The sequence below is a fragment of the Pseudoxanthomonas sp. GW2 genome (assembly GCF_000283075.1).
GTDB lineage: Bacteria > Pseudomonadota > Gammaproteobacteria > Xanthomonadales > Xanthomonadaceae > Pseudoxanthomonas.
Map to the genome: position 1 here is coordinate 1 of NZ_ALIP01000053.1, position 6,530 is coordinate 6,530.

The 6,530-nt window shown below is 72.4% G+C and carries 6 protein-coding genes and 1 pseudogene; 3 read left to right on the forward strand and 4 right to left on the reverse strand.

The window, feature by feature from the left end; genetic code table 11:
• Positions 1 to 1,732, reverse strand: a 1,732-nt coding sequence (locus B351_RS0104350; RefSeq protein ID WP_156810412.1) for an Rne/Rng family ribonuclease, incomplete at its 3' end; no start/stop codon positions are given.
• Positions 1,733 to 2,149: 417 nt separating this feature from the next.
• Here B351_RS0104350 and B351_RS0104355 point away from each other — a divergent pair.
• Positions 2,150 to 3,109 (forward strand): RluA family pseudouridine synthase, encoded by a 960-nt coding sequence (locus B351_RS0104355; protein ID WP_026010355.1) that lies wholly within the window; start codon positions 2,150 to 2,152, stop codon positions 3,107 to 3,109.
• 16 nt (positions 3,110 to 3,125) lie between these two features.
• On the opposite strand, the gene zupT is transcribed toward B351_RS0104355, so the two are convergent.
• The 3 genes from zupT to B351_RS0104370 are packed head-to-tail and all read right to left on the reverse strand — an operon-like array spanning position 3,126 to position 4,731.
• On the reverse strand, positions 3,126 to 3,935 hold the full coding sequence (zupT, locus tag B351_RS0104360) for a zinc transporter ZupT (protein WP_019397832.1): 810 nt from the start codon (positions 3,933 to 3,935) through the stop codon (positions 3,126 to 3,128).
• A 32-nt stretch (positions 3,936 to 3,967) separates the two neighbouring features.
• Positions 3,968 to 4,384, reverse strand: coding sequence for an energy transducer TonB (locus B351_RS0104365; protein WP_019397833.1), 417 nt, complete (start codon positions 4,382 to 4,384; stop codon positions 3,968 to 3,970).
• A gap of 2 nt (positions 4,385 to 4,386) precedes the next feature.
• Positions 4,387 to 4,731: a 4a-hydroxytetrahydrobiopterin dehydratase gene (locus B351_RS0104370; protein ID WP_019397834.1), complete on the reverse strand. Its 345-nt coding sequence runs from the start codon at positions 4,729 to 4,731 to the stop codon at positions 4,387 to 4,389.
• A gap of 113 nt (positions 4,732 to 4,844) precedes the next feature.
• Between B351_RS0104370 and B351_RS0104375 the strand changes: the two genes are divergently transcribed.
• Positions 4,845 to 5,441, forward strand: coding sequence for an NfuA family Fe-S biogenesis protein (locus B351_RS0104375; RefSeq protein WP_019397835.1), 597 nt, complete (start codon positions 4,845 to 4,847; stop codon positions 5,439 to 5,441).
• A gap of 15 nt (positions 5,442 to 5,456) precedes the next feature.
• Positions 5,457 to 6,530, forward strand: a pseudogene (locus tag B351_RS0104380) (hypothetical protein); the annotation flags it as partial.

Consider the following 6,530-nt stretch of genomic DNA (forward strand, 5'->3'; position numbering starts at 1 on the left):
CCAGCGCCGCGCCAAACAGGCGCTTGAGGAAGCCGACCACGCCGCCGCCAGTGGACGGGGCAGGCGCCGGGGCAGGTGCGGGCGCCGCCGGCTGCACCGGCGCTTCCTCGCGCTCCTCGCGCACCGGTGCCGGGCGCGGCGGGGCCACGCGGGTCACCGCCGGGGCCGGCGGGATGTTCAGCTGGGCCTTGGTCAGGGCGTGCACCGGCAGCTTGCGCGGGGTGCCGCGCTGGTAGGAAGGCTTGCTGCTTTCCTCGCCCAGCTCGTTCTCGCGCAGGCGGGTGACCTCGTAGTGCGGGGTCTGCAGCTGCTCGTCGGCGACGATGATGATCGGCGCGTCGTGGCGGGTCTCGATCTCGCGCAGCGCGCTGCGCTTCTCGTTGAGCAGGAAGTTGGCGATCTCCACCGGGGCCTGGACCAGCACCTGCCCGGTGTTCTCCTTCATCGCGTGCTCCTCGGCGACGCGGATGATGGACAGCGACAGCGACTCGATGCTGCGCATGCGGCCGTGGCCCTCGCAGCGCGGGCAGACGATCTGGCTGGCCTCGCCCAGGCTGGTGCGCAGGCGCTGGCGGCTCATCTCCAGCAGGCCGAAGCGGCTGATGCGGCCGATCTGGACGCGGGCGCGGTCGTACTTGAGCGCCGCCTGCAGCCGCTCCTCGACCGCGCGCTGGTGCTTGGACGAGGACATGTCGATGAAGTCGATCACCACCAGGCCGCCCAGGTCGCGCAGGCGCAGCTGGCGGGCCACCTCGTCGGCGGCCTCCAGGTTGGTCTGGAACGCGGTCTCCTCGATGTCGCCGCCCTTGGTGGCGCGGGCCGAGTTGACGTCGATCGCGGTCAGCGCCTCGGTCTGGTCGATCACCAGGGCGCCGCCGGAGGGCAGGCGCACGGTGCGCTCGTAGGCGTTCTCGATCTGCGACTCGATCTGGAAGCGGTTGAACAGCGGGATGTCGTCGGTGTAGTGCTTGAGCTTGCGCAGGTTGTGCGGCATCACCTGCTCGATGAACTGCCGCGCGTCGTTGTACATCTCCTCGGTGTCGACCAGGATCTCGCCGATGTCGTTGCGCAGGTAGTCGCGCAGGGCACGGATGATCAGCCGCGACTCCTGGTAGATCAGGAACGGCGCCGGCTTGCTCAGGGCCGCCTCGGCGATCGCGCGCCAGACCGCCAGCAGGTAGTCCAGGTCCCACTGCAGTTCTTCCGCGTCGCGGCCCACGCCTGCGGTGCGGATGATCACGCCCATGTCGTCCGGGATGTTCAGGGCGTCCATGGCGCGCTTGAGCTCGGCCCGGTCCTCGCCCTCGATCCGGCGCGAGACGCCGCCGGCGGTCGGGGAGTTGGGCATCAGCACCATGTAGCGACCGGCCAGCGAGATGAACGTGGTCAGGGCGGCGCCCTTGTTGCCGCGCTCGTCCTTGTCCACTTGGACGACGACTTCCTGGCCCTCGCGCAGCAGCTCGCGGATGCCGGCCTTGTTCGGGTCCACGCCGGCCTGGAAGTAGTCGCGGGAGATTTCCTTCAGCGGCAGGAAGCCGTGGCGCTCGGCGCCGTAGTCGACGAAGGCCGCTTCCAGCGAGGGCTCCAGCCGGGTGATGCGGCCCTTGTAGATGTTGGACTTCTTCTGTTCCTTGGACGGCTGTTCGATGTCGATGTCGTAGAGGGTCTGGCCGTCCACGATGGCCACGCGCAGTTCCTCTGCCTGCGTGGCGTTGATGAGCATTCGCTTCATGGTGCGTTCCTTATCGCGCTCTGACGCGCGGAACGCCGGGCGTTCGCCGTACTGGAATCCCGCCGCGCCGTGTTCCGGCGGGGCGGGCTTCGCCGCCCTCGCGCAACAGCGCGTCCGGGCGGATCCTGGTTTCCAGCGCTGCAACACCACGGCGGTCCGCGGGAGCGCTCTGCTTGTCTGGTTTTAGGTACAGCGGGCCGGTGGCGCGGACGCCACGCGGGACATGTTCAGCTACCGGTGCTCTGACCCACCGGGCCATGGCCGGGTCTGCCTGCAAGCCGCTAACATGGCCGCCCCGGGGGCGGTGGTCGCGTACTGTGCCGGGGGCGCGGGAAGTCCGGGCTTTCGGCCCCGTGACTTCTTCCAGCGGAATCAAACCCTTACATCGCCACCCGAGTCTAACAGAATTAGCCGCCAATGACCGACCCATCCCCCCGGGCAGGAGCCCGCACCGTTACGGTGCCTGAAGACCGTGACGGGCAGCGCCTGGACAACTTCCTGCTGGGCCAGCTCAAGGGCGCCCCGCGCAGCCTGGTGTACAAGCTGGTGCGCAGCGGCCAGGTGCGGGTGAACGGCGGCCGCGCCAAGGCCGAGCGCAAGCTGGCCGGCGGCGACGAGGTGCGCATCCCGCCGGTGCGGATCGAGCCGGAGGGCGAGCGCGGGACCCCGGCGCCGGGCCTGCTGCAGCGCATGGAAGCGGCGATCGTCTTCGAAGATGCGCGCATCCTCGTGGTGGACAAGCCTTCCGGCGTGGCCAGCCACGGCGGCAGCGGGATCAGCTTCGGCGCCATCGAGACCCTGCGCGCCCTGCGCCCGGGCCAGACCCTGGAACTGGCCCACCGCCTGGACCGGGACACCTCCGGCATCCTGGTGGTGGCCAAGAAGCGCTCGGCCCTGGCCGAGCTGCAGGCACTGATGCGCGAGGGCGGCGCCGGCGGCGGCATCCGCAAGCGCTACCTGGCCCTGCTGGCCGGGCGCATGCCCGACGGCACCATGAGCGTGGACGCCCCGCTGCATGTGGGCCTGCGCCAGGGCGGCGAGCGCCACGTGCAGGTGGCCCCGGCGGGCAAGCCCTCGCTGAGCCACTTCCGGGTGCTGGAGCGGCGCGGCGGGCATTCCTACTGCGAGGTGCGGATCGAGACCGGCCGCACCCACCAGATCCGGGTCCATGCCCGCCACCTCGGCCACCCGGTGGCCGGCGACGACAAGTACGGGGACCCGGAGGTCAACCGCCGCCTGCGCGACAAGGCCGGGTTGCGCCGGCTGTTCCTGCACGCGGCTTCGCTGGAGTTCGCCCTGGACGCCGGCCGCACCCCGTACACCCTCAATGCGCCGCTGCCGCCGGAGCTGCGCGAGGTGCTGGACCGGCTCGACTAGGCCGCCGCCGCGGCGTTCACAGCTTGAACAGGACCAGGCTCACGGCCAGCACCGCCATGCCGCTGACCAGGCCGTACACGGTCTCGTGGCCCTTGCCGTAGCGCTTGGCCGCCGGCAGCAGCTCGTCGATCGCCAGGAACACCATGACCCCGGCGATGATCCCGAACACCGCGCCGAACACCGCGTCGGTCATCACCTGCGACAGCAGGGCGTAGCCCACGCCGGCGCCGATCGGCTCGGCCAGGCCGGACAGCAGGCTGGCGATGAAGGCGTAACGCTTGTTGCCGGTGGCGTAGTACACCGGCACCGCGATGGCGATGCCCTCGGGGATGTTGTGGATGGCGATGGCGAAGGCCAGCGGCAGGCCCAGGGCCGGGCTCTCCAGGGTCGCGAAGAAGGTCGCCAGGCCTTCGGGGAAGTTGTGCGCGGTGATCGCCACCGCGGTCATCAGGCCCACCCGGCGGATGTACTCGCGGTTGTGCTCGCGCAGCGCCGGGTCGTCGCTGGTGAGGCTGTCGTGCGGATTGGGGATCAGCCGGTCGATCAGCATGATCGCCACCAGCCCGGCCAGGAAGGCGCAGGTCGCCCCGGCGAAGCCGGCCTTGTCGCCATAGGCCAGGCTGAAGGAGGCGATCGACTTGTTGAGGATCTCCGACAGTGAGACATAGACCATCGCGCCGCCGGCGAAGGCCAGGCCGAAGGCCAGCAGGCGCGGATTCGGGTTGCGGGCGAAGATCACCAGCAGGCTGCCCAGGCCGGTGGCCAGGCCGGCGGCCAGGGTCACGCCAAGTGCGACCAGCACCTGGGAGAGGGCGATCTCGGGCATTCAGGCAGGCCTTGGGAGGTGGGGCGGGGGACTCAGGGGCGGCGGCCGGCGTCCAGGGCGAAGCATTCGTCCGGGCGCACCTGCGGCGGGGTGAAGTTCACCGGCACCTGGATGGTCCGCGCGATCGGCTGGCCGCCGCGGGTGGCCGGGCGGAACTTCCAGCCCTGCACAGCCTCCTGTGCCAGGCGGTCCAGCTCGTCGTTGCCGCTGCTGCGCAGCAGGGTGATGCGGGTAGGCGTGCCCTCGGTGCCCACTTCCACCTGCAGCACGCTCTGCCCGCCGATCCCGGCGCAGCCCAGCTCGGCCGGGTACTGCGGCGGCGGGGTGTCGATCGCCGCGATCTCGGTCGGCGGCGGCACCGGCGCGGCCGGGGTGGCGTCGTCGCGGCCGCAAGCGGCCAGCAGCAGCGTGCCGAGCAGGGCGGCGGAAACGGGCAGGGCGCGGGTCATGTTCAGTCCTCGAGCAGGGCGGAGGCCTTGGCGGCGCAGATGAAGTCGTTCTCGCTCAGGCCGCCGACGTCGTGGGTCGAGAAGCGCACCACGCAGCGGTCGTAGTGCACGCCCAGGTCCGGGTGGTGGTCCTCCCGGTGCGCGATCCAGGCCAGCGCGTTCACGAAGGCCATGGTGTGGTGGTAGTCGCGGAAGCGGAAGGTGCGCACCAGGGCGCGGCCTTCCTCGGCCAGCTCCCAGCCGGGCACCTCCGGCAGCAGCTCGGCCAGGCGCGCCTGGGTAAGGCGGTGCTCGATGCCCTTGCGGGGGATGCAGTGCGCCTGCGACAGCGGAATCAGGTCTGGCATGCCGGGTCTCCATCTGCCGGCCGATGATCCCCGTGGCGGCGTGCACGCAGCGTTGCAGCCTGGCGTGGCACACCGGCTGCGGGAGGGGGCCGGGACCCGGCTAGAATACCCGCATGATCAACATCTCAGACACCGCGCAGGCGCATTTCCGCAAGCTGGTCGAACGCGAGGGCATCCCCGGGCTGGGGGTGCGCCTGAGCGCGGTCGACCCGGGCACGCCGCGCGCCGACGCGCGGCTGGAGTTCGCCGAGCCGTCCGAGCTGGCCGGCGACGAGTGGGCGGTGGACTGCGAGGGCTTCACCCTGTACGTGGCCGCCGACAGCGTGCCGTGGCTGGACGGCGCCGAGATCGACTACGTCTACCAGGGCACCGGCGCGCAACTGACCATCCGCGCGCCCAAGATCAAGGGCGAGGCGCCCGGCGAGGCCGCCTCCCTGGTCGAACGCGTGCGCTGGGTGATGGACAACGAGATCAACCCGCAGCTGGCCTCCCACGGCGGCCGCGCCGCGGTGGAGCAGGTCTCCGCCGACGGCGTGGTGTGGCTGCGCTTCGGCGGCGGCTGCCACGGTTGCGGCATGGCCGACGTCACCCTCAAGCAGGGCATCGAGAAGACCCTGATGGCGCGGGTGCCGGGGGTGACCGCGGTGCGCGACGCCACCGACCACGACTCCGGCTCGGCGCCGTACATGCCGCGCGGCCGCGCAGGCTGACCCGGCGGCCTTGCGGTGACGCGGGGGGCCGAAATCATCCAGCTGCTCAACGCGCGCGAGCGCGAGCGCGAGCGCGTGCGCGTGCGCGTGCCTTTGGAGCGCAGCACCGGCCTGCCCTACGGCTGGGCGCTGTGGATGAAGGCCGCCCCGGCCGCCGCCGCTCCGGCGCTGCGTGCGGACGAACTCGTGGCACTGCTGGCCGCGCGCCCGCCCGGGCCCTGGCCGCGCGGCGAGGAGCTGACCCGCTGGCAGGCCCTGCTGGCGCTGTTCCGCCAGGGCTGGCAGCCGGCGCCGCGCGACGAACGCCCGCTACGCGCCCTGTCCTGGGCCGGCAGCGCCGCGTTGCACCTGGTATTCGTGCTGCTGCTGTCCTGGATCGCCTACCTGCAGTCGCTGCTGCCGCCCCCGCCGCGCGCGGCCGGCGGCGGCGGCGGGGAACGCGTGGGCATTGGCTTCGTTGGCCGCGAGGGTGCCGCGGGCACGCCTGGCGATTCGGCGCAGGGCGAGGCCTCCGTGACGCCGGCCGCGGCGCGCCAGCCCGGCCAGGCACGGCAGCGGCCGACCCCGCCGACGCCCGCGCCGCAGGTGGCCGATGCGGCGGCCGCGGCGGGACAGTCCGCCGCAGCAACCGAACCCGTCGCGAGCGCGCAGGCCGATCCGGCCGAAGCCGCGCTCGAGGTCCCGCCGGTTCCGCTGATCGAGCCCCGGGCGCCAGCCCCGCGGTTGCCGGAGGTGGCGCTGCGCGAGGTGGAACTCCCGGAACCGGTCGAGGTGGCCAGCGTGCCTGTCCCACAGGTGCCGCTGCCGGTCCGCGAGGTCGCGGTGCGCGAGCCGCAACCGCAGCTGCGCGAGCGCGAGGTGGTGGTGGTCACGGCTCCGGCCATCCAGGCGCCGCGTCCGCGCGAGGTGGACCTGCCCGCGCTGCGGGCGCGCGAGCCGGAACTGCGCCCGCGCGAGGTCGTCGTGGTCGATGTGCCGGCGCTGCCGGCGCCGGCGGTGCGTCCGCTGGATGTGCCCGCGCCGCCGGTGCGCCTGCCCGAGGTGCGCCAGCGCGAGGTGCCCGCGCCAGTCGCCGCCACCGCACTGCCC